At 62.6% G+C, this 24,727-nt stretch carries 20 protein-coding genes and 1 pseudogene; 6 read left to right on the top strand and 15 right to left on the bottom strand.

Annotated features, from left to right (window positions below):
* Positions 1-59: 59 nt before the first annotated feature.
* The 11 genes and pseudogenes from hisG to WC026_RS02525 all read right to left on the bottom strand — a co-directional run.
* A pseudogene (hisG, locus tag WC026_RS02475) lies at positions 60-749 on the bottom strand (ATP phosphoribosyltransferase); the annotation flags it as partial.
* Positions 746-1,924, bottom strand: a complete 1,179-nt coding sequence (locus tag WC026_RS02480; RefSeq protein WP_372709222.1) for an ATP phosphoribosyltransferase regulatory subunit — start codon at positions 1,922-1,924, stop codon at positions 746-748. The gene WC026_RS02480 and the pseudogene hisG, both read right to left, overlap by 4 nt.
* Before the next feature lie 193 nt (positions 1,925-2,117).
* Complete coding sequence (gene hisS / locus WC026_RS02485) at positions 2,118-3,707, bottom strand: histidine--tRNA ligase (RefSeq protein ID WP_372709223.1); 1,590 nt, start codon at positions 3,705-3,707, stop codon at positions 2,118-2,120.
* Between the two features lie 116 nt (positions 3,708-3,823).
* Positions 3,824-4,990 carry a GNAT family N-acetyltransferase gene (locus WC026_RS02490; RefSeq protein WP_372709224.1) on the bottom strand — a complete coding sequence of 389 codons (1,167 nt, stop codon included), beginning with the start codon at positions 4,988-4,990 and terminating at the stop codon, positions 3,824-3,826.
* A 190-nt stretch (positions 4,991-5,180) separates the two neighbouring features.
* Positions 5,181-5,948: an adenosylcobinamide-GDP ribazoletransferase gene (gene cobS, locus WC026_RS02495; protein ID WP_372709225.1), complete on the bottom strand. Its 768-nt coding sequence runs from the start codon at positions 5,946-5,948 to the stop codon at positions 5,181-5,183.
* Positions 5,945-6,994 carry a nicotinate-nucleotide--dimethylbenzimidazole phosphoribosyltransferase gene (gene cobT, locus WC026_RS02500; protein ID WP_372709226.1) on the bottom strand — a complete coding sequence of 350 codons (1,050 nt, stop codon included), beginning with the start codon at positions 6,992-6,994 and terminating at the stop codon, positions 5,945-5,947. Before cobT ends, cobS begins: the two co-directional genes overlap by 4 nt.
* Complete coding sequence (gene glcF / locus WC026_RS02505; protein WP_372709227.1) at positions 6,991-8,355, bottom strand: glycolate oxidase subunit GlcF; 1,365 nt, start codon at positions 8,353-8,355, stop codon at positions 6,991-6,993. The genes cobT and glcF overlap by 4 nt, the downstream gene beginning before the upstream one ends.
* Positions 8,356-8,381: 26 nt before the next feature.
* Positions 8,382-9,605, bottom strand: a complete 1,224-nt coding sequence (locus WC026_RS02510) for an FAD-binding protein (protein WP_372709228.1) — start codon at positions 9,603-9,605, stop codon at positions 8,382-8,384.
* A gap of 14 nt (positions 9,606-9,619) precedes the next feature.
* Complete coding sequence (locus tag WC026_RS02515; protein WP_372709229.1) at positions 9,620-11,092, bottom strand: FAD-binding oxidoreductase; 1,473 nt, start codon at positions 11,090-11,092, stop codon at positions 9,620-9,622.
* A 660-nt stretch (positions 11,093-11,752) separates the two neighbouring features.
* Entirely contained in the window at positions 11,753-13,135 is a 1,383-nt protein-coding gene (locus WC026_RS02520; protein ID WP_372709230.1) for a glutamate--cysteine ligase, read from the bottom strand.
* Positions 13,136-13,244: 109 nt separating this feature from the next.
* On the bottom strand, positions 13,245-13,991 hold the full coding sequence (locus WC026_RS02525) for a 16S rRNA (uracil(1498)-N(3))-methyltransferase (protein ID WP_372709231.1): 747 nt from the start codon (positions 13,989-13,991) through the stop codon (positions 13,245-13,247).
* 114 nt (positions 13,992-14,105) lie between these two features.
* On the opposite strand from WC026_RS02525, the gene ubiA reads away from it, so the two are divergent.
* Together ubiA and WC026_RS02535 are read left to right on the top strand one after the other, a co-directional pair.
* Positions 14,106-15,068, top strand: a complete 963-nt coding sequence (ubiA, locus tag WC026_RS02530; protein ID WP_372709232.1) for a 4-hydroxybenzoate octaprenyltransferase — start codon at positions 14,106-14,108, stop codon at positions 15,066-15,068.
* 263 nt (positions 15,069-15,331) lie between these two features.
* The gene (locus tag WC026_RS02535) at positions 15,332-15,610 is read left to right on the top strand and encodes a DUF4170 domain-containing protein (RefSeq protein ID WP_372709233.1); all 279 of its coding nucleotides are present in this window, start codon (positions 15,332-15,334) and stop codon (positions 15,608-15,610) included.
* 25 nt (positions 15,611-15,635) lie between these two features.
* Here the strand turns inward: WC026_RS02535 and WC026_RS02540 are convergent, their stop codons facing one another.
* Positions 15,636-16,373: a tyrosine-protein phosphatase gene (locus WC026_RS02540; RefSeq protein WP_372709234.1), complete on the bottom strand. Its 738-nt coding sequence runs from the start codon at positions 16,371-16,373 to the stop codon at positions 15,636-15,638.
* 202 nt (positions 16,374-16,575) lie between these two features.
* Here WC026_RS02540 and WC026_RS02545 point away from each other — a divergent pair, with 202 nt between their 5' ends.
* On the top strand, positions 16,576-18,579 hold the full coding sequence (locus tag WC026_RS02545) for a glycosyltransferase N-terminal domain-containing protein (RefSeq protein WP_372709235.1): 2,004 nt from the start codon (positions 16,576-16,578) through the stop codon (positions 18,577-18,579).
* Positions 18,580-18,582: 3 nt separating this feature from the next.
* Positions 18,583-19,611 (top strand): tetraacyldisaccharide 4'-kinase, encoded by a 1,029-nt coding sequence (gene lpxK / locus WC026_RS02550; RefSeq protein WP_372709236.1) that lies wholly within the window; start codon positions 18,583-18,585, stop codon positions 19,609-19,611.
* On the opposite strand, the gene WC026_RS02555 is transcribed toward lpxK, so the two are convergent.
* Positions 19,608-19,844, bottom strand: coding sequence for a DUF2093 domain-containing protein (locus WC026_RS02555; protein WP_372709237.1), 237 nt, complete (start codon positions 19,842-19,844; stop codon positions 19,608-19,610). The genes lpxK and WC026_RS02555 overlap by 4 nt on opposite strands.
* Positions 19,845-19,956: 112 nt before the next feature.
* Positions 19,957-21,423 (bottom strand): exodeoxyribonuclease VII large subunit, encoded by a 1,467-nt coding sequence (gene xseA / locus WC026_RS02560; RefSeq protein WP_372709238.1) that lies wholly within the window; start codon positions 21,421-21,423, stop codon positions 19,957-19,959.
* A gap of 68 nt (positions 21,424-21,491) precedes the next feature.
* Here xseA and purD point away from each other — a divergent pair, with 68 nt between their 5' ends.
* A complete protein-coding gene (purD, locus tag WC026_RS02565; protein WP_372709239.1) occupies positions 21,492-22,766 on the top strand; it encodes a phosphoribosylamine--glycine ligase in 1,275 nt (424 codons plus the stop codon).
* Between the two features lie 78 nt (positions 22,767-22,844).
* Positions 22,845-23,783 carry a patatin-like phospholipase family protein gene (locus WC026_RS02570; protein WP_372709240.1) on the top strand — a complete coding sequence of 313 codons (939 nt, stop codon included), beginning with the start codon at positions 22,845-22,847 and terminating at the stop codon, positions 23,781-23,783.
* A 453-nt stretch (positions 23,784-24,236) separates the two neighbouring features.
* Here WC026_RS02570 and WC026_RS02575 read toward each other — a convergent pair whose 3' ends face one another.
* Complete coding sequence (locus tag WC026_RS02575) at positions 24,237-24,710, bottom strand: nucleoside deaminase (RefSeq protein WP_372709241.1); 474 nt, start codon at positions 24,708-24,710, stop codon at positions 24,237-24,239.
* Positions 24,711-24,727: the final 17 nt, after the last annotated feature.

The following is a 24,727-nucleotide window of genomic DNA, read 5'->3' on the forward strand; positions in this document are numbered from 1 at the left end:
CTTCTTATCGGAAAACCGGTGCCCACTTTTCCGGAAGCACTCTAGGCGCTCGGCGCACGTGCGAGGCGTTCGCCGATTCCATCGCAGAGAGAGCGCAGTTCCGGCGTCCAGGCCGCCACGTTCGACGCGAAGAGGTTCGCCTCGGATTTCAGGATCACGCCATCGTCGAGAATGCGCAGTCCGTTGGCGCGCAGCGTTTCACCCGTTGTCGTAATATCGACGATCAGCTCGGCCGTGCCCGCGGCGGGTGCCCCCTCGGTCGCTCCGGCGCTTTCGACGATGCGATAGTCGCCGAACCCCTTCGATGCCAAGAAACGGCGCGTGAGGTTCATATATTTGGTGGCGACGCGCGGCCAGCGGCCGTGCCGCCTGCGGAACGGCATCGCGATGTCTTCGAGATCAGCAACCGTCGAGACGTCGATCCAGCACGCGGGCACCGCAACGACGACGTCGGCAAAGCCGAAGCCGAGCTTGTGCACGAAACCGATGCGCGTCGCGGCGTCCGAGATGTTTTCACGGATCAGATCCTCGCCGGTGATACCGAGGTGAATGCTGCCCGCCTTCAACGCTTCCGCAATTTCCGACGACGACACATAGGCGACGTCGACCTCGGGCAGGCCGTCGATCTCGCCGCGATAACCGCGCGCATGTCCGACCTTGCGGACGATCAGCCCGGCGCGGGCGAACATATCGGTCGTCCGCTCCATCAGACGGCCCTTGGAGGGAATAGCCAGCGTCAGCCTGCTCATGGTGAGCCTCCCTGAAGGGCTGCTAAAAGACGCTCGGTGTGGATCGCGGCGCCGACGGCGGCCACGTCGATGCCCGCGCCTGCGGCCCGCATCAGTCCGTCGTAACGGCCGCCCGTCGCGAGCGGGCTCTGCGGTCCGAGCGTCGTGGCGCGAACTTCGAATACGAGGCCGGAGTAGTATTCCAGCGTGCGTCCGAACTCAGCCGAGAAGGTCACGCGGTCGAGATCAATGCCGGCGTTTGCGAGCAGCGCGAGGCGACGATCGTAGGTTTCCAAAGCCGCGCTCGAACCCACCGGCGCTCCATTGACGAGTTCGGCGATCTTTGCGCCCGCCGTGCGTGCCGGGCCTGAGATTTCGGTATAACGGCCGATAAGCGCTGCGGCGGCCGGAGCGAGAGGCTTTTCCTCGCCGCTCTCCTTGATGCCGATCAGGTGCTCGGTGATATCGGCAAGCGTGCGCGTGCCGATCAGTTCGATCGCGTTGTCGTCGAGATACGTCGCAACAGCCGTTTCGCTGGCCGCAAGATCGGCGCCATTGAGTGACGCCAGCAGCGCGCCGGGTACGGACAGACGCGGCGCGGCGCTTCCAGCAGCGAATGCCTTCAATGCTTCTCGAAACGACTGCGGTTTCAGGAACGCGTCATCGAGGCGCTTCTTCCAGCGCGGTGAAATTCCGGCGACATCGAGGATGCTCGAAAAGAGTCCGAGGTCGCCGAGACGCAGCGTCCAGTCTTTCAATCCGACTTTCTCGATCGCGCTGATGACGATAGCGATGACGTCGGCTTCGGCCGCCTCGCGTTCGGTATCGCCGAAACGCTCGACGCCAGCCTGGCGAAACTCGCGCGGGTGCGAGGCATCGACGCCCTGCGGTTGGAACCGGAACGCGGCGCCGCGATAGCAGTAGCGCGCGGGCGTCGCCGGATCGGGGTGACGCGCGAGGTGCAGCCGGCACGTCGGCACGGTGATGTCGGGCCGGAGGCAAAGCTCAGCGCCATCCGGATCGGTGAAGACATACGTGCGCGCGCGCAGGCTTTCGCCGATGACGTCGAGGAAGACATCAGCAGGCTGAATGATCGCTGGCGCGACGGCTTCATAACGGGCCTTGGTGAAGACCGACATCAGCGTCTGCGCCTGCGCTTCCAGCGCTTCAAACTCTCGCGTCGTTTCCGCGGTCATGGGCTGATCCCTTCTCGCGCTACGTGTCCGCCCGAGAAATCGCACACGCGCGGCCCCCCCACCCCTAACCTCTTCCCGCATTGAGGGAGGGGAAGAGCGGAAGATGCTACCGCATTCCTTGCGACGCGTTGGGGGAGGGAAAAAAGTGGGAGCGTGCGCATTTCGTTCGAAAGGTTAGGAGACGGCATCGCGATCAATCCTGATGCCGCGCGACGAGCTTTTTGACTTCGTCGATCAGGTCCGATTCCGAAACGGAGAACTGCGCCGGGCGCGCTGCCTTCCATTCCTTGTTGTCCTTGATCGCGGCTGCCGCCTTCGCCCCTTCGATCAGGTCCTTGATCGTGACCTCGCCCTTGGCGCGTTCGTCGGAGCCTTGAATAATCGCGCACGGCGCGTTGCGCTTGTCGGCGTATTTCATCTGCGCCTTCATGCCCGACGAGCCGAGATACATTTCGGCGCGAACTCCGGCGTTGCGGAGCGCTTGCGTCATTTTCTGATAGGTCGCGACCTCGCCCTTATCCATCACGAGCACGACGACGGGGCCGAGGGCTTCCGCCTTCTTGTCGCCGATGAGCGACAACGCAGCCTGCAGGCGCGAGACGCCGATCGAGAAGCCGGTCGCGGGAACCTTGTCGCCGGTGAAACGCGCGACGAGGTCGTCGTAACGGCCGCCGCCGCCGACGGAGCCGAAGCGCACCGGCTTGCCGTCGTCGCCCTTGACCTCGAACGTCAGCTCGGCCTCGAGGACGGGGCCGGTATAATATTCGAGGCCGCGCACGACCGTCGCATCAACGCGTATACGATCTGCCCCAAAATTAGCGAATCTGCATAGATCAATAATTTGCTGCAATTCCGCGACACCGGCTTTTCCGATCTCATTGTTTTCAAACAGCGCAAACCAATCATTCAACTTAGCGTCGTCATCAACAGCAAGTGTCCCAGAAACACCTGTAAATACTTTAGCTAGCGATCCTGGACCTCCAGTGAAGTTCTTATTGCTGAGCTTCCGGACTTTGCCCTGAAGAAATGCTGCAATAGTCTCAATCTGATCAACACCAAGCCCAGCACCCTTGGTGAAATCGCCGCTCTCGTCCTCTCTGCCAGGCCCTAGCAACTGGCGCACGCCGTCTAAACCAAGACGGTCGAGTTTATCAATTGCGCGCAGCACTATTAGTCGCCGCGCCGCATTCTCAGGTCCGGCAAGATTCGCTGCTTCCATTACGCCATCAAGGATTTTACGGTTATTGACCTTGATGACGTACTTGCCTTTCAGCCCCAGCGCTTCCAGCGTATCGGCGGCGAGCATGCACATTTCGGCGTCGGCGGCGACGCTTTCGGCTCCGACGGTGTCGGCGTCGAACTGCATGAACTGGCGGAAGCGGCCGGGGCCGGGCTTCTCATTACGATAAACGTTGCCGAACGCATAGCGGCGGAACGGCTTCGGCAGTCCTTGGAAATTCTGCGCGACGTAACGCGCGAGCGGCGCGGTCAGATCGTAGCGCAAGCTCATCCATTGCTCGTCCTCGTCCTGGAACGAGAAGACGCCCGCATTCGGCCGGTCCTGGTCGGGGAGAAATTTTCCGAGCGCATCAGTGTATTCGATCGCGGGCGTTTCGAGCGCCTGGAATCCATAGCGCTCGTAGACGTCGCGGATTTTCGCGATCATCTCATTCAGGCCGCGCAACTCCGCCGCCTCGATATCGCGGAAGCCTTTCGCGAGACGCGGTGACGGTGCGGTTTGCGCCTGCGGCGTGGGACGCGCGCTGGTAGGATCTTTGGACATGAGGGCTATGGGAACCGTGATTATAATAGTTGCCGTATCATCTTAAACGCCCGGCGGGCGAGCCCGCCTTATATCGGATCGCCCGAGCGGGCGAAAGTCAGGTTCAACGCCTGGAATTAACGGGAAAAACGCGACCTCAGATTGCGATACACCGACTTGAGGCGGGCACTCGCGGGCAGACGGCCCTTCAGGCGGTGGTATATCGCGTGCGGCGCCGACGCGAGATCGCAGGCAACGATCAGATCGTAGATCGGCACAGGCTCGACGCCGAAGCCGTGCTTGAACGGATGATCGCCGAGCCCAAGGTCGAATCGCCGGACATCGCGGGCGAAAAAATACTTCATCGCCTCGATCATCGCGAGGCGGCCGGGCGAGAGATGGCTCCATGCCTCGCTTGTGCCGAGATGCAGCAACGTGAACGTGTTCTCGTGGACGATGCCAAACAGCGTGGCTGCGATCTCGCCGTTGGCTTCGAGCGCAAACAGCGATGCCAGTCCCGCCTCGGAGCCGTCGATGGCGAGCCGCTCGCTGAACGCGCGGTAAGCCGCATCATCGAACGTGCGCTTGCTTCCCGTCGTGCCGTGACGCGGGGCCAGCTGCTCTTCGAGCACGGCATGGATATGCGCCGCGGCCTCCGGTGTCTCGGCGCGATAGAAGCGCGGCGTCCCCTGCTTTTCCCAAAGGCGAAAACAACGCTCGACCTCCTTACGATACTTCTTGCCGAGCCCGTTCAGATACGCATCGACGCTTTCCGGAATGGTCAGCAGGCTGGCGGAGCACCGCGCGTTCGCAATGCCCCATCGGGTCAGAAGCGGGTTGGGCCGGTCACCGATTTCGGCGGGCATGCGCTCAAGCCGAATGAGATCGACATCGGGCATCGCGCGAAGAGCCGAGCGCCAGACGCGCCGTATCGATCGCCGCCCTTCGGTATGCGCCGGCCCAAGGATCGGGCCGCCATAGCCGCCGACGCCGAGATTGGCGAAGCGCGCGACCGTCTGCCTACGTTTCTTCTGAATGAGCAACGGCAGAATGAGCGCGACCTCGCCGCTACGGCGATCCGTGACAACGACGAGGCGCGGCATCGCTCGTTGCGATGACGCCATCTCCTCGTAAAAAACAGTCAGCCAGTCGAGCGTCTGGAAACCGGTCGAGACAAGTCCGCCCTGCACGGCATCGAGCGCGGCCAGAGCTTCATCGGCTCCGTCGAAAACTTCCGCTATGTAGCGAGGTGCGGGCCATAGCGACAAACGCGCGTCAGCGCGTTGTGCGGCTACAAAAGCCACGCCGTTCCCCACATCAGCCGTCGCCATACGCATTACACTCAATAGGCGATTTCTGATTACCCTCTGCCCAGTCGCATCCGCCGCGAGGCAATCATTGCATCGTTTCGCTTGAGATCAAGTCTCAAGATGACCCGATAAGTGCTTTGATATTTGGCAAATGCGGCGCGGATTTTCTTCGCAGCCGCACGCGTCAATGCGGTCCGGCGATGAGGGCCGCGGCGGCGACGAAGAATACGGCTTCGAAAACCTGCTCGACCGCGCCGAGGACGTCGCCTGTGTAGCCGGAGATTTTACGGCGTGCGATCAAGGCGATAAGGCCCGCCGCAGCAAACGCCAACAACGCAGCAGCGATGAATGTCGTTGCGCCCAAGACGAGCGATCCCGGGATTAACCCTAAAGCGAGTACGACGGCGATCTCGGACGGCGTCAGTTCCGAGATCTTCTGGCTGACCTTGGCGACGCCGCCACCGGCGTGGGGCAACCTCGCCATCGTGACGATCGCGGCGAGGCGGGCCCCCGCATGTCCGGCGATCATGACGAACGCTGCATTCCACGGGGCCAGCGCAACGAGCGCCGCGCCCTTCAGCGCGAGCACAGAAATCAGCGCAAGGGTGCCATACGTCCCGATGCGGCTGTCACGCATGATTTCGAGACGTCGCTCGCGCGTGCGGCCGCCACCGAAGGCGTCCGTCGTATCGGCGAGGCCATCCTCGTGCAGTGCGCCGGTTATCGCGACGGCGACGATCAAGCCGATGACCGTCGGCAACGGGACCGGAAGAAAGACGGCGCTGAGGATAATCGAAGCGCCCGCGATGGCGCCGACGATAGCGCCAACGAGCGGCATGTATTTCGCGGAGCGCGCCAGCCAGTCCGGCGGACAATCGTGAATTGAACCGACCGGCAATTGCGTCAGGAATTGCAGCGCGATCTTGAAGAGCCATATCTCGCGGGCGATCATGCCGGATGCTCGCCCGGCAGATCGGCCATGTCGCGCAACATCAATTCAGCCGCGCGGACGAGCGGGATCGCCAGCGCCGCGCCCGTGCCTTCTCCGAGCCGCATATCGAGCGCGAGGAGCGGTCGTGCGCCAAGGTACTCAAGAAGCGCCTTGTGCCCCGGTTCGGCGGAGCAATGCGCAAAGACGCAGCACGCGCGCGTTTCAGGGCGGAGCGCGATCGCCGCAAGAGCCGCCACCGTCGAGATGAAGCCGTCGACGACGATGATCCGGCGTGCTGCGGCGGCAGCCGTCATGGCTCCCGCCATCATCGCGATTTCGAAGCCGCCGAATTGCCGCAGCGCTTCGCGGGCGCGCTGGCGCGGATCGCCGTCGCGAAGATTTGCGCGAGCGAGAACGGCTTCGAGAACCTTGCGTTTGTGGTCGATGCCAAGGGCGGGTGCGCCCGCGCCGGGGCCGACGAGCAAGGCTAGATCGATCCCGGTCACCGCGTGCGCGATGAGCGCCGCTGCACTGGTGTTGCCGATGCCGATCTCGCCATATCCGACGATGCCGACGCCCGAAAGCTCTGCGTCGATCGCCCGCCCGGCTTCGAGCGCCTGTGTGCACTCGTCAGGAGTTATGGCCGGTTCGACGTTGGAATTTTTTGTCCCCGCCGCGATGCGGCGGTCGATCAGAAAGTCATGCGGCGGCAGCGGTTCGAGCATTCCGGCGTCGACGAGCACGACATCAATAGCGGAAGCGCGCGCAAAGACATTGATGCCCGCGCTGCCCGCGAGAACCATTTTCGCAATCTCGCGCGTGACGACCGAGGGATACGCCGTCACGCCCTCCGCCGTCAGGCCATGATCGCCCGCGAAGACAAGAATTTTCGCGCTGCCGAGATCGGGCCGCAGCGTACCGCTCACCATTCCGACTTGCAGCGCGAGGTCTTCGATGCGGCCGAGCGAGCCGACGGGTTTGGCCTTGCCGCGAATACGTGCGCGAAGCCCAGCCTCAAGCTCCGTGTGCGCCGTGTGCGCCGCGGTTTCCTTATCGATGACGTTCATGCTCCGATATAGTCCTCAACGCTGCGCTTGGGTTGCGGAACATCCGTCGAATATTGCGCGAGACCTTCAAGGCCGGTGGGCACGGGACCGCCGTGCGCCCAGTCCAGCAGCTCGATGGTATGGACGACCGGGATGTCCAACCCCGATTGCAATTGCTGAATGCATCCGATGTTTCCTGCTGCCACGACATCGGGGCGCAGCGACTTGATATTTCCCGCCTTGCGATCACGTAGCGCACCCGCGATCTCGGGCTGCACGATGTTGTAAATGCCCGCCGAGCCGCAGCAGAGATGGCTTTCCGGAATATCGAGCACCGTGAAACCGGCTTTTTTCAACAGCGCCTTCGGCTGCGACGTGACGCGCTGGCCGTGCTGCAGCGAGCAGGCCGAATGATAGGCGACCTTGAGACTCGACCAGCGTTTCGGTGCGCCGAAATCGTGGCCGTCGAGAAATTCGGTCACGTCCTTCGCCATGGCCGCGATGTCTTTGGCGCGCTTGGCGAACTCGGTTTCGTGGCGCAGCAGGTGGCCGTAGTCCTTGACCGTCGTGCCGCAGCCCGACGTGTTGATGATGACGGCATCGACGCCGCCCTTGGCAATTTCCTTGCTCCAGGCCGCGACGTTGGCGCGCGCGAATTTCACGGCCTCGTCCTCACGTCCGATGTGCTGGCTCAAGGCGCCGCAACATCCGGCGCCGTTCGCGACGATGACGTCGATGCCGCCGCGCGCGAAAAGCCGGATCGTCGCGTCGTTGATCTGAGGTCTGAGAACCTGCTGCGCGCAGCCTGCAAGCAGGAGAACGCGGCCCGTGCGCACTCCGGTCGGCGACGCTGTTCCAGGCCCGCGAAAGCGCGCGTTGTGCGGCGCATTGGCCGGCGCGAGGTCGACCATCGCGGCCAGCTCCGGCATTTTCAACGCGCGAAAAACCGGCGCCATTCGGCGTCCCAACGGAGCGGCACGCATTGCCCAGCGGAAGCGGCGCGGATATGGAATGATTTCCGCGAGCGCCCGGCGGATCAGGCGATCTTTCAGGCTGCGGTTACCTGTCTTTTCAATATGGCCGCGTGCGATTTCGACGAGGTGCATATAGTCGACGCCTGACGGACACGTCGTCATGCAGGACAGGCACGTCAGGCAGCGATCGATATGCTTCGAGACTTCGGGTTTTGCCTCGATGCCCTTTTCGAGCATGTCCTTGATCGCGTAGATGCGCCCGCGCGGACTATCGCGCTCGTCTCCGAGGACGACATAGGTCGGGCACGTCGCCGTGCAGAGCCCGCAATGGACGCAGCGGCGCAGGATGCGATCCGCGCGCGCGATTTCGGGATTCTCGAGTTGTGCTTTTGAAAAGCTGGTGTGCATTGCGCCTGACTGTCAGACAGAAGAACCTATAGATTAGCGTACATGCGCCCGCGATTGAGAAGCCCGTCAGGATCGAACGCGGACTTTATCCCGCGTGTCAATCGTTCGATTTCCGGCTTCAGCGGTTCGAAGACGTCGACGCTGGCGCGGACTTCCGGTTGCGCGCGAATGAGCGTCGCGTGACCGCCACGGACCGACACCGCGCGACGGACGTCGGCGGCACCGGCATCGGCGGCGGCAGGAACCTCAAGCCAGATCAACGCACCGCCCCAATCATAAAATGCCGTGGCGTCCATGAATTTTTCAATCGCAAACACGATCTCGGCGGCCTTCGTCGGCAGCGCCGAAATGCGCCAAAGGCTTGTTTCGGTCGAGAACGGCATGACGGAGAGCGTGCGGAATTCGCTCCACAGACTCCAGGTTTCCTCGGCGTCGAGTTCGATCGGCGTACCATACACCTTCAACGCAGCTTTGAGCTTTTCCTTGCGGCCCTCGATCGCGGTCGAGAACGTCTCGAGCCGCAACAGCGTGACCGGCTGATCGATACCCTTCAGTTTCGCCTGCTTGAGACGCGCGGCACTGCCCTTCGGCAGATGCACGGCGCCGGAGACTTCGAGCGGCGTCGCCATTGTCGTTGTCAGCGCTTCGATCGCGAGGTCATCCGGCAAGCCGGTATAAGCGAGGGTCAGCATCGTCTGCGGCAAGGGCGCGACCTTGAACGTCACTTCCGTCATCACCGCGAGGGTGCCCCAACTGCCGGTCAATCCGCGTGCAACATCGAGACCGGTGACGTTCTTCATCACACGGCCGCCCGACTTGAAGAGTTCGCCCCGGCCGTTGACGGCGCGAATGCCAAGAAGATTATCGCGGGCGCTTCCAGCGAGAATGCGGCGGGAGCCGGAGAAATTTGTCGAGAAAACACCACCGATCGACAATGCTCCGCCCGGGGCGCCGGTCGCCGGTCCGAGATCGATCGGCTCGAAGGCGAGCATTTGCCCGCGCGCGGCGAGCAGCGCTTCAAGCTCATAAACCGGCGTTCCGGCCCGCGCCGACATTACGATCTCTGTCGGCTCGTAAAGCGTGACGCCTTTGAGGCCCGCCGTCGACAGGACGACGTCGGATCGCGCGACGCGGCCGGCGTTACGCAGCGCGCCGTGGCCGACGATCTCGACTCGCCGCTTCTGCGCGGCGAGCTTGGCGATCATCGACTGCAACTCCCACTCGGCGGCGGGTCGCAAGAGTTCGGTCACGAACGCACCATGTGCTAGGCGGCCTCGGGCGTGCTCGCGGCGCGGCCGGAGCGCATCGTCTCTGTCGCCGCCAACGGGAAAACTTTTGCCGGGTTCAAACGCCACGTCGGATCGAACACGGTTTTGATGCGCATCTGCACGACAAGATCGGTGGCGGAGAATTGCGACGCCATCAGCTCGCGCTTTTCGATGCCGACGCCATGCTCGCCTGTGAGGCAGCCTCCGAGTTCGACGCAGAGCTTCAGGATCGCTTCGCCCGCCGCTTCCGCGCGATCTGCCTGGCTGTCGTCGTTGGCATCATAGAGGATCAATGGGTGCAGGTTGCCGTCGCCAGCATGGAAGATGTTCGCGACCTTCAGATCGTGCTCGGCGCAAATCTGGCCGATGCGTGTCAGCGCGTGCGGAAGCTGCGCGAGCGGGATCGTGCCGTCCATGCACAGGTAATCCGAGATGCGGCCGATGGCGCCGAAGGCTGCCTTGCGGCCCGCCCAGATGCGCGCGCTCTGCTCTGGCCCGGAGCTCATGACGACGGTTTTCGGATCGTGCGCGGCCGCAATCTGCGCAATGCGGCCGAGCAGAACGGCGATCTCGCTTTCCGAGCCTTCGACCTCGACGATCAGCAAGGCTTCGACATCGAGTGGATATCCCGCGCCCGCGAACGCCTCGCAGACTTCGATCGCGGCCCGGTCCATGTATTCGATCGCAACCGGGATGATGCCGGCCGCGATGATGGCGGAAACGCAACTGCCAGCGGCCTCCGGCGAGCGGAAGCCGATCATCAGAGGGCGCGCGCCCTCCGCGGAGGGAAGAATCTTGACGGTTGCTTCGGTGACGACGCCGAGTTGGCCTTCCGAGCCGATCACGAAGCTCAAAAGGTCGTAGCCGTTGCGTTCCAGCGAGGTGCCGCCGATGTCGACGATCGTGCCGTCGATCAGCACCATCCTGACACCGAGCACATTGTGAGTCGTCACACCATATTTGAGGCAATGGGCGCCGCCGGAATTCATCGCGAGGTTGCCGGCGATCGTGCAGGCGAGCTGCGACGACGGATCGGGTGCGTAGAAGAAGCCCTTCGACGCGACGCGCGACGTAATTTCAAGATTGGTGATGCCGGCTTCCACGCGGGCGAAGCGATTGACATAATCGATCTCGATCACGCGGTTCATTTTCGAGACGCAGAGAACGATCGCGTCTTCCGTCGGCAGCGCGCCTCCGCAGAGCGACGTGCCAGCGCCGCGCGGAATGACCTTGATGTCGTTCTCGTGGCAAAACTTCAGGATTTTCGAAACGTCTTCGGTCGTACGCGGCAGAACGACGAGCATCGGGACGTTACGATACGCCGTGAAGGCGTCGGTTTCGTAGGCGCGGCGTCCGTCCTCATCGAGAATGAGAAGGTCCTCGCCGACACGGCTTTTCAAACCTTCGATCAAAATCGGACGGCGGCGGATGACTGCGGCATCCGGCTCTGGCAGCTCGATATGTGGCATCGCCAAACATCTCCTCAGCGACCACCCCGAAACCGGCCGTGCGCCACGTCGTCTTTCAAAAGCTTCTTGCGGCGGCTGTTAAGCATCCTCGCACGCGGCGGTGTGGCGAGCAATATCCGGTTGCATCATGTTGTAGAGATAGACTTTTCGGCGAGCATTCAATGATGCTCGTTGCGGCCTGGGAATCGCGGCGCGCGGAACTCGGGGGGACCGCGAAACTCCGGCGGACCCCGCAACTCTTTCGGCGCGCGCCCCTCGCGTTCGTGGCCACTAAACCGGTCCTTGGCAAAGCATCCGCTCAAGCACGATTGAAGCGCGGAGTCGCAACGCGGCGAATACAGGAGCTTGGTGTTCATGCGGCAGGCGTTATGCTGAGAGCGGCAGCCGTCGGCGCATGGGTCGGCGAAGGCCGGACCAGACACGGTCGCAAGCATCAGGGTCGCAAGCATGAGGGCCGCAAGCATCTGGCCCGGCAAGACGACAGCGCGCGCCAATCCTTTTACGCTCCCTGAGGTTTGAACCATACGACCGTCCCCTCGTCCCATGCCACGATACGGGTCAGCGGGCCGAAACAAACGAGGGAATTTAAGTCCACAACCCTGAACAACGGCTGAACTGCGGTTTCAGTATCCGCCGGCGAGCCCATAGCGCCGCGAAATCCTAGAACGCAAACTCCTCAAAAATATGGTCAATGTTCTGCCGCCAGCGGCCCGCGTAGCGGTGCAGCAGGTCGTCCGACACGGTGCGGCCCTCTCCGGCGATACGCTCCAGCGGAGCCAGATAGATTCTTTCGTCCTCGCTCATCGCGTTGATGCGCTGGCGATTCTTCAGACCCATGCGAGAGATGTACAGCGCCTGCCGCGCGAGATCGCCGACGCTTGTCGAGCGGAACGGCGTTGCGAGCGCCAGCTTCGGCACATCCGTTCGCAACTGCTCACGCTCCTCCGCCGTCCAGTCACGAACCATTTGCCAGGCATGCTCGAGCGCGACCTCGTCGTAAAGGATGCCAGCCCAGAAGGCAGAAAGCGCTGTGATCGTGCCCCAGCGCCCACCGTCGGCGCCGCGCATTTCGAGAAAGCGCTTCAGCCGGACCTCAGGAAACAACGTCGTCAGATGATCGGACCAATCGTCGATCGTCGGATACTCACCTTCGAAGCCGCGCAGTCGGCCCGCCATGAAATCACGGAACGACGATCCGGCGACGTCGATGTAGTTGCCGTCGCGGTAGACGAAGTACATCGGTACATCGAGCGCGTATTCGACGTAGCGCTCGTAACCCATGCCGTCCTCGAACGCGAACGGCAGCATGCCGGTGCGCTTTCTGTCGGTATCGCGCCAGATTTCGCTGCGCAGCGACTGGAAACCGTTCGGCTTGCCTTCGGTGAACGGCGAGGCTGCAAACAGCGCCGTCGCGATCGGCTGCAGCGCGAGCGAAACGCGCAGCTTCTTGACCATGTCGGCTTCCGAGCCGAAGTCCAGGTTCACCTGAACCGTCGCCGTCCGGTACATCATGTCGAGGCCGTGACTGCCGACGGTCGGCATGTAGCGCGTCATGACCTGATAGCGCTTCTTCGGCATCTGCGGGACTTCGTCGAGGCGCCACTTCGGCGAAAACCCGACACCGAGAAACCCGATCGCAAGGTCCTCGCCGACATCGAGGACTTCGCGCAGATGCCCGTCCGTCTCGGCAGCGGTTTCATGTACGTTGTCGAGCGGGGCTCCGGACAATTCGAACTGGCCGCCGGGTTCGAGGCTGATCGTGCCGCCCTTTTCGCCATCCGGCCGCTTCAAAGCGATGACGTTATCGCCTTCGTTGATGGCGACCCAGCCGTAGCGAACGATGAGCTCGTCCATCAGGGCGCGAATGCCATCGTCGCCGCCGTAGGGCACGGGTGCCAGCGACACGGTGCGGAAGACGAATTTCTCGTGCTCGGTGCCGATGCGCCAGTCGGACTTCGGCTTCTCGCCCGCCGCGACCCAGCGCACGAGATCGTCACGCGATTCGATCCGTGCGCTTTCGGCAATCTGTTCCCGCGTCGACATATCCGAATAGCCTGGCTCAAATCCTGAAATAGGCGCGAAGCGGACTCCGCACAGCTGGAGCCTTATGGAGGGGCGGAATGGGAACGGCAAGGTGGCGCGACCGCCGGACTTAAATCCCCCGCCAGTCGCCTAGAACGGCATTGACGAGCGTCAAGGCTGCCACAGCGGCCGTGTCGGCCCGCATGATGCGCGGCCCGAGCGGCAACGGCACGACATAGGGCTTCGCCAGGAGCCGGCTTCGTTCACCATCCGAGAACCCGCCCTCGGGGCCGATCAGGACTGCGACCGGGCCGGGTGGAACCTGCCGGAGCGTCGCAATCGGATCGGCGACCGTCTCGTGTTCGTCGCAGTAGATCAGTGCTCGCGCCGGGTCCCAGGCGGCGAGCGCGCTGTCGAGCGAAACCGGCCGTTCGACTTCGGGCACGCGGAGGATGCCGCATTGCTCGGCCGCCTCGATGACGTTGGCGAGCATGCGCTCGCTATTCACCCGCTCGGCGATCGTCCGCTCGGTGATGACGGGCCGCAGCCTGCGGACGCCCATCTCGGTTGCCTTCTGGACCATGTAGTCGAGGCGCGTCCGCTTGAGGGGGGCAAAAAGGTAATCGATGTCCGGACCCTGCTCCTGCGGACGGGTCTGGTGCTCGATCGCAAGGACGGCCGTGCGTTTCCGGCTTTCGAGAAGCGCGGCTTGCCATTCTCCGTCGCGGCCGTTGAACACCAGGAGCTTCGTGCCGGGCTTAAGCCTCAGAACGTTGGTCAGATAATGTGCCTGCTGCTGGGAAAGCTCGACGGACAATCCGGCGGCGAGGTCGTCGGCGATGAAAAGCCGCTCGGATGTCAGGTCGCGAATTGCCATGTTGCGGTCTTAACCGGGCCTCGAATTGCGTCAAACAGCGGGAGCGCAAGGCCTTGCTGCCGCATGGCCCTGGGCTCTATAGCGTCGAACAGGCTGTCGGAGAACGAGCATACTATGGGAGCCGAAGTTTCCACCAATTCCGATTCGCGCGTTGCCGATGCAGCGCCGTCCAACTGGGTCGACCGCTGGGCGCCGGTGTCGTGGCGGCCTTATCTCCGACTCGGACGGTTCGATCGCCCTATCGGGGCGTGGCTTCTGCTTTTTCCGTGCTGGTGGTCGCAAACGCTGGCGCAGGTTGCGTCGCGCGAACCGTTTCCGGATTTCCGAGCTATCGTGCTCTTCGCCATCGGCGCGTTCGCCATGCGGGCGTCGGGCTGCGCCTATAACGACTATGTCGACCGTTTCATCGACGCAAAGGTGCAACGCACGGCAAGCCGCCCCATTCCGTCCGGGCAGGTCACGCCCGCCGCGGCGTTGAAATTCGTCGTCGTCATGGCGCTGGTCGGGCTCGCCGTCCTTCTTCAATTCAACTGGTTTACGGTCTGGCTCGGCATTGGCTCGCTGCTTATCGTCGCAGTTTATCCGTTCGCCAAGCGCGTGACCTCCTATCCGCAGGTCGTTCTTGGGCTCGCGTTCAACTGGGGCGCGCTCGTCGGCTGGGCGGCCGAAAAGGGCTCGCTCGATTGGCCAGCGGTGGCGCTCTATGCCGGGTGCGTCCTCTGGACCGTCGGCTACGACACGATCTATGCGCATCAGGACAAAGAGGACGACGCGCTTCTGGGATTGGGTTCAACGGCGCTGCATTTCGGAGAGAATACGGTTTCCTATGTCGGCGCCTTCTATGGTCTCTCCGTCATTCTGTGGCTGACGGCCGGTGCGCTGGCCGGAGCGCACCTCGTCTTCTTCCTGTCCGTAACGCTGGTTTTTCTGCAGATGTCGTGGCAGGTCGCGACGCTCGATATCGACGATCCCGCCAACTGCCTAAGGCGATTCAAATCCAATCGCGACGTCGGTGTCGCGGTGCTGCTCGGCCTCACTGCCGACATGTCGTTATCGTGGTTCGCCGGGCTCAGCTGACCGCCGCGTAGTCCACGCACGACAACGGCGCGAAAGACCTGCTTTCGCGCCGCGCCGTTGTGCCTCACTGTCGTCTTTTCGAGCGGCCGGTGTTCCCGGCTATTTTCTGATTTTCTAGCAGAATTGCGTTCCGATACGCTTAACGCAGGCCTTAAAATCGGCTTCCGGACGTATCAAATCCATACGCCGCGATTGACGCCGAACGTCGCTTGCGCTTTTTGCGAACTTCAGCCCTTCACTTTTCAGGACCATCACGTTCGCCCATGACCCAGAGCGCACACGCCACGCATAAACAACCCCAGCTCCTGCATCTCGTTTTTGGCGGCGAGCTCAAGGATCTCGACAGCCATGAATTTCACGACCTCACCACGCTCGATATCGTCGGCATCTTTCCGAATTATCAATCGGCTTACGTGGCTTGGAAGGGCGCGGCGCAGCGTTCGGTCGACAATGCCTTGATGCGCTATTTCATCGTGCACCTGCATCGGCTGCTCGAGCCGAAGGGGCTGAGCGCGCTGCAGAAGACGATCCCGTCGTCGTAATTGCAGTTCAAGCGTGCGAGTGGCGCTACTCGCGGTGCAGAAGGCCGTCGACCAATCTGTTCGCCCAGCCGCGCGCCCTGAACGAGCGGCGAATCTGATCCGGATCGTAAACGGTGTCGACCCAGTCCCAGAACTCAATTCCGGTTTTCGCCCTGTCGTCCAGATAGCGCTGAAATACGGCATCGAGCACGCCGGTATCGGCACTACGGATATGACCGTAGCGCAAGGACAGCTGCTTCCTGGCCTCCTCGATGGGCACGCCGTCGCGTTCATGGCGAACGATCACGCTCATGATCCCGGCGCGATCGGCGCCCGACTTGCAATGCAAGAGAATGGGATACTCGACGTTTCGCAGCACATCCCGGATTGCGCGCAGATGCGCCGCCGTCGGTGGTGCGCGGGATTTCAATGCGAGATCGACGAGGGTGATGCCGTGGCGTGCGCACGCCTGCTGCTCGAGCCAGCGCGTTCCGAAGGATTGCTCGCCGCGCAAGTTGATGATTGTCTTGACGCCACGGCGCGCGAGCCAGCTGACATGGTGCGGCGCAGGCTGCGCGGACCGCCAGACATCCTTCGAGATGCGATGCCGATTATTATATGCTATTCGAGCAATTCCATAATCGACGAAGAGCATTTCCGCGTAGCATAATGCCGGCGCAAACTTGGAATTCAGCCAGCCTGGGGACGCGTTCGTCGCACTTTCGAGCAGTGCGCCGCTTCCCCGCCGCAACCGGCGTTTTGCTCGTTTGAGAAGGCTCGCCATCAGATCGCGGAGGAATGACCGATTTTCAACACCGGATGCATGCTCCCGCGATTGGATCCATGAATTTGTTCGTTCAGAGAGGGCCGAGACCGTTCTCGATTGAACTTGCTAGTTATTAGCTATAGCTACGACCCGCAAGGGGCTTAACAGCTACCGGCTTGAAGAGCTTTCGCCACAGAATTGCAAGGGGCAGCCGCGCCGCATGGCCGAGACGAAGAAGACACTTGTGCGACTTGGCGGAAGCACCCTTGCCAGATTCATTCAGTTCGTCGAGCGGACATCCAAGAAGACCTACGAGCCTGAAGACCTTCTGAAAAGACTGGCGGAGGTCCATCCCTGCATTGTCGCGTGCTGGCATGGCCAGTTCATGATGGTCGCGGGCTTTCGGCCTGAAAACGTCAAAGTCGCCGCGATGGTCGCGAAACATGGTGACGCGGAACTCATCGGCGAGGCCATGCGCGCGCTCGACGTCGAATTGATTCGTGGGGCGGGCGCCGGCTCGCGACGGCGCGACCGGGGCGGCGCATCAGCGTTACGCGCTTCTCTCAACGCGCTTGCAGATGGCTCTTCGCTGGTCATGACCGCCGACATTCCGCCCGGACCGGCACGCGTCGCCGGAGGCGGCATCATCGCCATAGCCCGGATGTCGGGACGGCCTATCGTTCCCGTGGCGGTCGCATCGAAACGTTTTGCCTCCTTCGATACGTGGAGCCGTCTGACGCTCAATCTACCCTACTCGCCGCTGGCGTTCGTCGCGGGCGATCCCATCGAGGTTCCAGCCGGCGCCGACGCCGACGTGCTCGAGTCAAAGCGGCTCGAACTCGAAACAACGCTCAATGCGGCGACGATCCGAGCTTACGAACTCGCAGGCGGCGATATCGATCGCGCGACGCCGCTCGAAGTTCTCGCCGCCGCTTCGCCGCCGGCGCCCGGGCCGGTGCTCAACATCTATCGCGCAAGCACGTCTCTTCTCCGTCCCGCCGTGCCCATGTTTCTCAATATGCGCGGCCGGCAAGGCAAAGAAGATGCGCCGCGCCGCGGCGAGCGTCTCGGTTTTGCAGGGCGGCCGCGTCAAGAGGGCGATGTCGTCTGGGTGCACGCGGCGAGCGTCGGCGAGACGAACGCGGTAATGCCCCTCATCGAGCGTATCCTCAGCAACAATCCGCACGTAAAGGTTCTACTGACGACCGGAACGACAACGTCGGCGGAGGTTGCCGCACGCCGCCTTCCGGAGCGCGCGATCCACCAATACGTGCCGCTCGACGTGCCGCAGTATGTTGCCCGGTTCCTCGATCACTGGAAGCCGACGGTCGCGATTTTCACCGAGTCCGACATCTGGCCGAATCTCGTGCTGGCGACAGCGGACCGGGGCATTCCCCTCGTGCTCGTCAACGCGCGCATGTCGCCGCGAAGCATCAGTCGCTGGCGCCGCTTCGCCCGTGTCGGACGACCGCTATTCTCACGCTTCGCCGCCATCCTCACGCAAAACGACGTCATCGGACGAGCGATCAAACGCCTCGGCGCTCCGAACGTCATCACGGCAGGAAACCTCAAGATCGATTCGCCGCCGCCGCATGTCGACGCCGATGCGGAAGCAGCTCTGCGAACATCCATCGGGGAGCGCCCCGTCTTCCTCGCCGCCAGCACGCATCCCGGCGAAGACACCATCATCGCGGCGGCGCATTCGCTGATGCGCCGCGACATCGCAGGATTACTGACGATCATCGTGCCGCGTCATCCCGAGCGCGGCGCGGGTCTCGCGGCATCACTCGGCGGCCTCGGCCTCAAGACGCAACTACGCAGCCGCTCTCCGAACATCCTGCCGGAAACGGAAATCTACATTGCCGATACGATCGGCGAACTCGGCACGTTCTACGCGATCTCCGACGTCGCCCTGGTCGGCGGATCACTCGTCAAGCACGGTGGCCAAAACCCAATCGAGGCCATCCGTCTCGACGCGTGCGTGCTGACCGGTCCTTATACGCACAATTTCAAAGATGCTTATCGCACGCTCATCCGTGAGGGTGGCGCGATCGAAGTCCGGTCTTCCGATGACATTGCGCGCCACGTCACCCGGCTGCACGCGGACAGACAAGCTGCCGGAAGCATGCGCTCGAAAGCCAATCATGCGCTCGCCTCGATGAGCGGGGCCCTCGACAAAACCCTCGGCGCGATCCAACCGTTTCTCGAGAAGCAGAGGGTGTGAGCCTTGCCCGGTCGTGAGCCGCGTTGGTGGTATGGCGCCGGTCCGCATTGGCAAGCGACGCTGCTTTCTCCGCTAGGGCGCATTATCGGAAACGTGGCCGCCGCACGGCTTCGCAAGAAAAATTCATATGCTTCGCGTTTGCCGGTCATCTGCATCGGCAATTTCACGGCCGGCGGATCGGGCAAGACGCCGCTGGCGCTGCTCGTCGCGCACCTGGTTGCCAACGAGGGACGCGAGCCCTGGTTTCTGTCGCGCGGATACGGCGGACGCCTGCCTGGTCCGATCCAGGTCGATCCTGACGTGCACGGCAGCGCCGACGTCGGCGACGAACCGCTCTTGCTGGCGCGCCGCGCGCCGACCGTCATCTCGCGCAACCGCGCCGCCGGCGCTCAATTCATCGAGGCGACGGCCTCCGCAAACGCCGTCATCATCATGGATGACGGGTTGCAAAATCGGTTCCTCGCCAAGAACCTGGTGATTGCCGTCGTCTCGGGCGATCGCGGCCTGGGAAATGGCCGTGTGATTCCGGCCGGGCCGCTGCGTGCGCCGCTGGCGACGCAGATCGGCCTCGTGGATGCCATCGTCGTGACGGGGCAAGAGAGCGAGGCAAATCGTGCTTTGCGCGATTCCTTGAGCGCACTAACGCAAGCGCCGCTTCTGTCGGCGACGACGCGCGCTTCGGAAGATGCCGCAAGCCTGCGCGGACGGCGTGTCGTCGCCTATGCCGGCATCGCCAATCCGGAGCGCTTTTTCGCGATGCTCGAAAGTCTCGGCGCGACGGTCGTTGCGCGCCGCGCGTTCGGAGATCATCACGCATTCAGTAACAGCGAGGCGCGCGATCTCATCGATACCGCACGGCGGATGAGCGCCGATCTCGTCACAACGGAAAAAGATTTGGCGCGGTTCTCCCGTGCAAGCGGCGTCAGCACGGAGCTTCGCGATCGCTCGGGCGTGCTCAAAATCGAAACTGTGATTGAAAGCGAAGATCTCGCGATCCTCAAAGCGAAGATCCGCGAGGCAATCAGGATTTAAGAGCGCGTCTCGTCTTGCGCCTTGAGTTCAAGGTAGCGCTGCACCGAAATTTCAGCAGAGGCGTAGGGCTCTTGAGCATCGACGCTCCAATAGCGGAGATCGGCGAGCGAGATCGGCTGGCCCGTCATCGCGCAGCGCACGAATTCGCCGGGCGACAGCACCTCGAACTCTCCATCCAGATACCGGAGCTTCGCTTCGTTGCGGATGCCAAAGAATTTCTCAATACGGTTCATTCTGTACCGATGTGCGGTTTCGACAATTCATAAATCATCATGAGCGGGCGTGTTCCGCTGGCGCATTCAATCAATCCGGCGTGCATCATCTTTTTAGCTTACTTCAGGCCAGTTAAAAAAGAGAGCCCTGTCCTCCGCGGGGACGGCTCTTTTGACGCGGCGCCTTCGCTTCGGCGGACACGTCTCCCCCTAAGTCCTTCGTCGGCCCGCCATCGGCAATAACCCCCACCCGGCCGTCTGAAAACTGAACGGAGAGTGCTGCACCGGGAGAAACCGATCGCGCCTGCCGGACGGCTACGCCGGTTTCGTCGCGAACCAGCGCAAAACCTCGCGACAATACGCTCTGGTAGCCCAAGGACTTGAGCAGGGCGCCTTTACCATCAAGATCCCTGCGACGGACGGCCACGCGATTGAGCAGCGCCTGCCCGGCGCGGCGTTCCAGAACCTCTAATCTTTCGCGACATCTGGAATGTTTCTGAATAATCGGCGCGGCACTCAAGCGGCCGCTGATGCGCGCCAGCCGGGTGCCGTGAGCGCGGGTGTTGGCAAGTAGTGCGCGCGACAGGCGGCGGTCGACGGCGTCGAACCTCTGGCGCGGCAATGCGATCAGATCCTGCAGCTTCGGCAGGCCGCGCGACGATGCCTTGAGATGCGTTCTGATATCGGCGAGGACGCGGCGAATGGCCGTGCGCTTGCGCATTCGAAACTTGTCGAGAGCTTCGATCAGCTCGGAGTATTTTGGAACTGCCCACTCGGCGGCTTTGGTCGGCGTCGGCGCGCGCGCGTCGGCGACGAGATCGATCAGCGTCCAATCCGTCTCGTGGCCGACGGCGGAGATCAACGGGATGCGGCTGTCGGCGGCTGCGCGCACGACGATTTCCTCGTTGAAGCTCCAGAGGTCTTCGAGACTGCCGCCGCCGCGCGCTACGATCAGCACGTCGGGGCGCGGAATTTTTCCATCTGCTTCGAGCGCATTGAAACCACGTATGGCGGCCGCCACCTCGGCGGCGCTGCCTTCGCCTTGTACGCGCACCGGCCACAGCAGCACACACGTTGGAAAGCGTTCGTTGAAGCCGTGCAGCATGTCGCGGATGACGGCGCCGGTCGGCGAGGTGACGATGCCAACGACCTTCGGCAGAAACGGGAGCGGCTTCTTGCGCGCTTCCTCGAACAGGCCTTCGGCTGCGAATTTACGCTTTCGTTCTTCGAGCAGCGCCATCAATGCGCCGGCACCCGCAGGCTCAAGCTGTTCGATGACAATCTGATACTTGGACGAGCCCGGGAAGGTCGTGATCTTGCCCTGGGCGACGACCTCCATCCCTTCCTCGGGTTTGAAGCGCAGCCGCCCGAAGTTGCCCTTCCAGATGACGGCCTCGATCTTGGCCCGCTCGTCCTTCAGCGCGAAATAGCAATGGCCGGAGGCATGCGGGCCGCGATAGCCGGAAATCTCGCCGCGCAGCCGGACGTAGCCGAATCCCTCTTCGAGAGCGCGCTTGATAGCGCCCGAAAGCTCTGAAACCGAGAATTCCGGCGCATTGGCGCCGGGGCGGGCATCGCTGGCGGAGGATGTCGAGGTCAATTGTCTGCCGTCTTGTCTGTTTGTGGTTCGATGATACACCAGGGCCCGAATTGCAACAGGGCTACCTGATGAACGTCTTACTTATCGGCTCCGGCGGCCGGGAACATGCGATTGCCTGGGCTTTGCGCTCCAGCCCGCAACTCGACAAGCTCTTTTGTGCTCCCGGCAATGCGGGAATCGCGGACGTCGCCGAGTGCGTACGGCTCGATCCGGCCGATCATGAGGCGGTGATCCGGTTTTGCGGAGAGCATAACGTCGAACTCGTCGTGATCGGTCCGGAAGCGCCGCTTGTCGCGGGGCTTGGCGACGCGCTCGGCGCAGCGGGCGTCCGTTATTTCGGACCGACGAAGGCCGCGGCGCAGCTTGAGGGTTCGAAGGGCTTCACCAAGGATCTTTGCCGCGAGGCCAACATTCCGACGGCCGCTTACGGACGCTTCGGCGATGCGGCATCGGCGAAAACATATCTCGCCTCGCAAGCTTTGCCTATCGTCGTCAAGGCCGACGGGCTCGCGGCAGGCAAGGGCGTCATCATCGCGACGACGCGCGACGAAGCCGAGGCTGCGATCGACGCATGCTTTTCCGGCGCATTCGGCGCGGCGGGAAGCGAGGTCGTGATCGAAGACTTTCTCGACGGCGAGGAAGCAAGCTTCTTTGCCTTGTGCGACGGCGTAACGGCGCTGCCGCTGGTATCGGCGCAGGATCATAAGCGCGTCGGCGAGGGCGACACCGGCCCTAACACCGGCGGCATGGGGGCCTATTCGCCCGCTCCGGTGATGACGCAGGACATCACAGACCGCGTCATGCGAGAGATCATCGTGCCGACCGTCGAGGCGATGGCCAAGCGCGGCACACCTTTCAAAGGCGTGCTGTTCGCGGGCCTCATGATTACGACCTCGGGACCGCAGCTCATCGAATACAACGTGCGTTTCGGCGATCCCGAGACGCAGGTGCTGATGATGCGGCTCAAATCCGATCTGCTGGCCGCGCTTCTCGCGACGGCGGACGGCGTTCTCAAAGACTTCGATCTGCGCTGGAGCGAGGATGCCGCGCTGACCGTTGTCATGGCAGCTAACGGCTACCCCGGCACACCCGTCAAAGGCACCGAGATCAAGGGCCTTGAAGCCGCCAGGCTCGTTCCCAATGTGGAGATCTTCCACGCCGGAACGCGGTGCGATGGCGATCGCCTTCTTGCCGATGGCGGCCGTGTGCTAAACGTCACCGGGCGCGGCCGGACCGTCGCGGAAGCGCGAGACGCGGCTTATGCCGCCATCGCAAAGATCGACTGGCCCGGCGGCTTCTTTCGCAGCGATATTGGCTGGCGGGCCCTGCAAAGGCGCGATTAGAGTGTAGCGGAGGTTTTCGGATTGGATGAGCCTATCACCACCCCGAACTCCCATGCCCCGCCGATTCACGGGAAACAATTGGCGCGCACACCGAAAATCGGCCTGGCGCTCGGCGGCGGTGGAGCGCGCGGCCTCGCGCATATCGCGATGCTCGAAGCCTTCGATGAATTAGGTGTCCGCCCGAGCATCATCGCAGGGACTTCGATCGGGGCGCTCTATGGGGCCGCCTATGCGTCGGGCATCTCAGGCAAGGATCTGCGCGATCATACGCGCTTCATCCTGGCCCAGCGGTTCGGATTGATCCGCGATCTTTTCATCGCGACGGCGCAGCCTTTTTCGCGACTGATCGGCGTCTTCGGGCGGCGTAACGCGATCCTCGATCCGCTAACGATGCTCGAGGTCATCCTGCCGAAGGATGTGAAATCCGATTTCGCGGAGTGCGAGATTCCGATCAAGATCGTCGCGTCGGATTTCTACGACCAGGAGCCGAGGATTTTCACGGAAGGTCCGCTGCGGCCGGCGGTGGCGGCCAGCATGGCGCTGCCTGTCATCTTTCAGCCCGTCATGGCGGGCGGCAGGGCGCTGATCGACGGCGGATTGACGAACCCGCTGCCGTTCGACCTTCTCATGGGCGAAGCGGACATCGTGGTCGCGATCGACGTCTCGGGTGTGCCTGTTCCGAATTCGCGCAGGCCGGACCCGACCGCGTTCGAAGCGTTATTTTCCAGCGCATTTCTGTTCGAGCATACGATCATCAAGGAAAAGCTGAAATCGGCACAGCCCGATATTCTGATCAATGCCGGAACGAGCCATTATCAAGTGCTCGACTTTTTGAAGTTCGATCAAATCCTGGAAGCGGCGGCGCCGGCCAAGGAAAAGCTGAAGCAGCAGCTGACGCGCGTGCTTTCGGTCGAGACGCTGCCGGAGCTAGCGGCGCCGAGCGAGCCAACGCGCATTGCTATCGAAACGCCAAAGCGCCGCGGCCTGCTTTCGCGCACTAGAAGGACGCGCGAATAGAGGCAGAAGCGATTTGCTGCAGAAGGTCTGCTTGTCCCCTCCCTTCAGGGGAGGGGCTAGGGGATGGATGAAGCAGCAGACGGATCAGCGAGGTTTCGAGCGCTTGTCCCCTCCCCGCCCCTGCCCCCTCCCCGCTGGGGAGGGGAAATCGGAAGGTCGTCTCATAAATTAAGCGTCCCTCATCTGGGTTTCGTCCACCTTCTCCCAGAGGGAGAAGGAAAGATTACTCACCGACACTTGGATGCATGCCTATCCCGCTATCCTAACGTCATGGCCGCGAAGGCGGCCATCCACGAGAGGTTCTTCACTCCCGGATTGCGCATCCGCTCTCGTCCACGGCAACAGTGAAAATAGGCCGAACGCAAATGCGAGCTAGTCTCGCTCGGCGTGGATGGCCGCCTTCGCGGCCATGACGTCAACGAGATGCTTGGGTCGTCGCAATTTGCGCAATAATCAGGTGCTGGAGCCGTCACGTTTCGCGACGAAGAAGGATTTGAGGAGAGCGCCCGATTCGGCTTCAGCCAGGCCCGGATAGACCTCGGGCACATGATGGCAGGTCGGCTGGCTGAAAATGCGAGGTCCGTGCTCGACGCCACCGCCTTTCGGGTCGCCCGCCCCGTAATAGAGCCGCCGGATGCGGGCGAAGGAGATCGCGGCGGCGCACATCGGGCAGGGTTCCAGCGTCACGTAGAGATCGCAGTCGACCAGGCGTTCACTTTCCAACACCGTGCAAGCGGCGCGAATCGCGAGGATTTCGGCATGTGCCGTCGGGTCGTGAAGCTCGCGGGTGCGGTTCCCGGCCAGGACCAAAACATCGCCCGAGGCAGACACGATGACCGCCCCGACGGGCACTTCGCCGCGTTCAGCCGCCGCCCGCGCCTCATCGAGCGCTAACGACATATGGCTTCGCACGCCGGTCGATGTCATAAGCTCGCGTTCTTCGC

The sequence above is a fragment of the Hyphomicrobium sp. genome (genome assembly GCF_041674905.1).
GTDB lineage: Bacteria > Pseudomonadota > Alphaproteobacteria > Rhizobiales > Hyphomicrobiaceae > Hyphomicrobium_B.

Bases quoted from the DNA above. Each gene is read 5' to 3' on its own strand.
- WC026_RS02480 (WP_372709222.1), bottom strand. From the start codon at position 1,924: ATGACCGCGGAAACGACGCGAGAGTTTGAAGCGCTGGAAGCGCAGGCG.
- hisS (WP_372709223.1), bottom strand. From the start codon at position 3,707: ATGTCCAAAGATCCTACCAGCGCGCGTCCCACGCCGCAGGCGCAAACC.
- cobS (WP_372709225.1), bottom strand. From the start codon at position 5,948: ATGATCGCCCGCGAGATATGGCTCTTCAAGATCGCGCTGCAATTCCTG.
- cobT (WP_372709226.1), bottom strand. From the start codon at position 6,994: ATGAACGTCATCGATAAGGAAACCGCGGCGCACACGGCGCACACGGAG.
- glcF (WP_372709227.1), bottom strand. From the start codon at position 8,355: ATGCACACCAGCTTTTCAAAAGCACAACTCGAGAATCCCGAAATCGCG.
- WC026_RS02515 (WP_372709229.1), bottom strand. From the start codon at position 11,092: ATGCCACATATCGAGCTGCCAGAGCCGGATGCCGCAGTCATCCGCCGC.
- WC026_RS02520 (WP_372709230.1), bottom strand. From the start codon at position 13,135: ATGTCGACGCGGGAACAGATTGCCGAAAGCGCACGGATCGAATCGCGT.
- WC026_RS02525 (WP_372709231.1), bottom strand. From the start codon at position 13,991: ATGGCAATTCGCGACCTGACATCCGAGCGGCTTTTCATCGCCGACGAC.
- ubiA (WP_372709232.1), top strand. From the start codon at position 14,106: ATGGGAGCCGAAGTTTCCACCAATTCCGATTCGCGCGTTGCCGATGCA.
- WC026_RS02535 (WP_372709233.1), top strand. From the start codon at position 15,332: ATGACCCAGAGCGCACACGCCACGCATAAACAACCCCAGCTCCTGCAT.
- WC026_RS02540 (WP_372709234.1), bottom strand. From the start codon at position 16,373: ATGGCGAGCCTTCTCAAACGAGCAAAACGCCGGTTGCGGCGGGGAAGC.
- WC026_RS02545 (WP_372709235.1), top strand. From the start codon at position 16,576: ATGGCCGAGACGAAGAAGACACTTGTGCGACTTGGCGGAAGCACCCTT.
- WC026_RS02555 (WP_372709237.1), bottom strand. From the start codon at position 19,844: ATGAACCGTATTGAGAAATTCTTTGGCATCCGCAACGAAGCGAAGCTC.
- purD (WP_372709239.1), top strand. From the start codon at position 21,492: ATGAACGTCTTACTTATCGGCTCCGGCGGCCGGGAACATGCGATTGCC.
- WC026_RS02575 (WP_372709241.1), bottom strand. From the start codon at position 24,710: ATGACATCGACCGGCGTGCGAAGCCATATGTCGTTAGCGCTCGATGAG.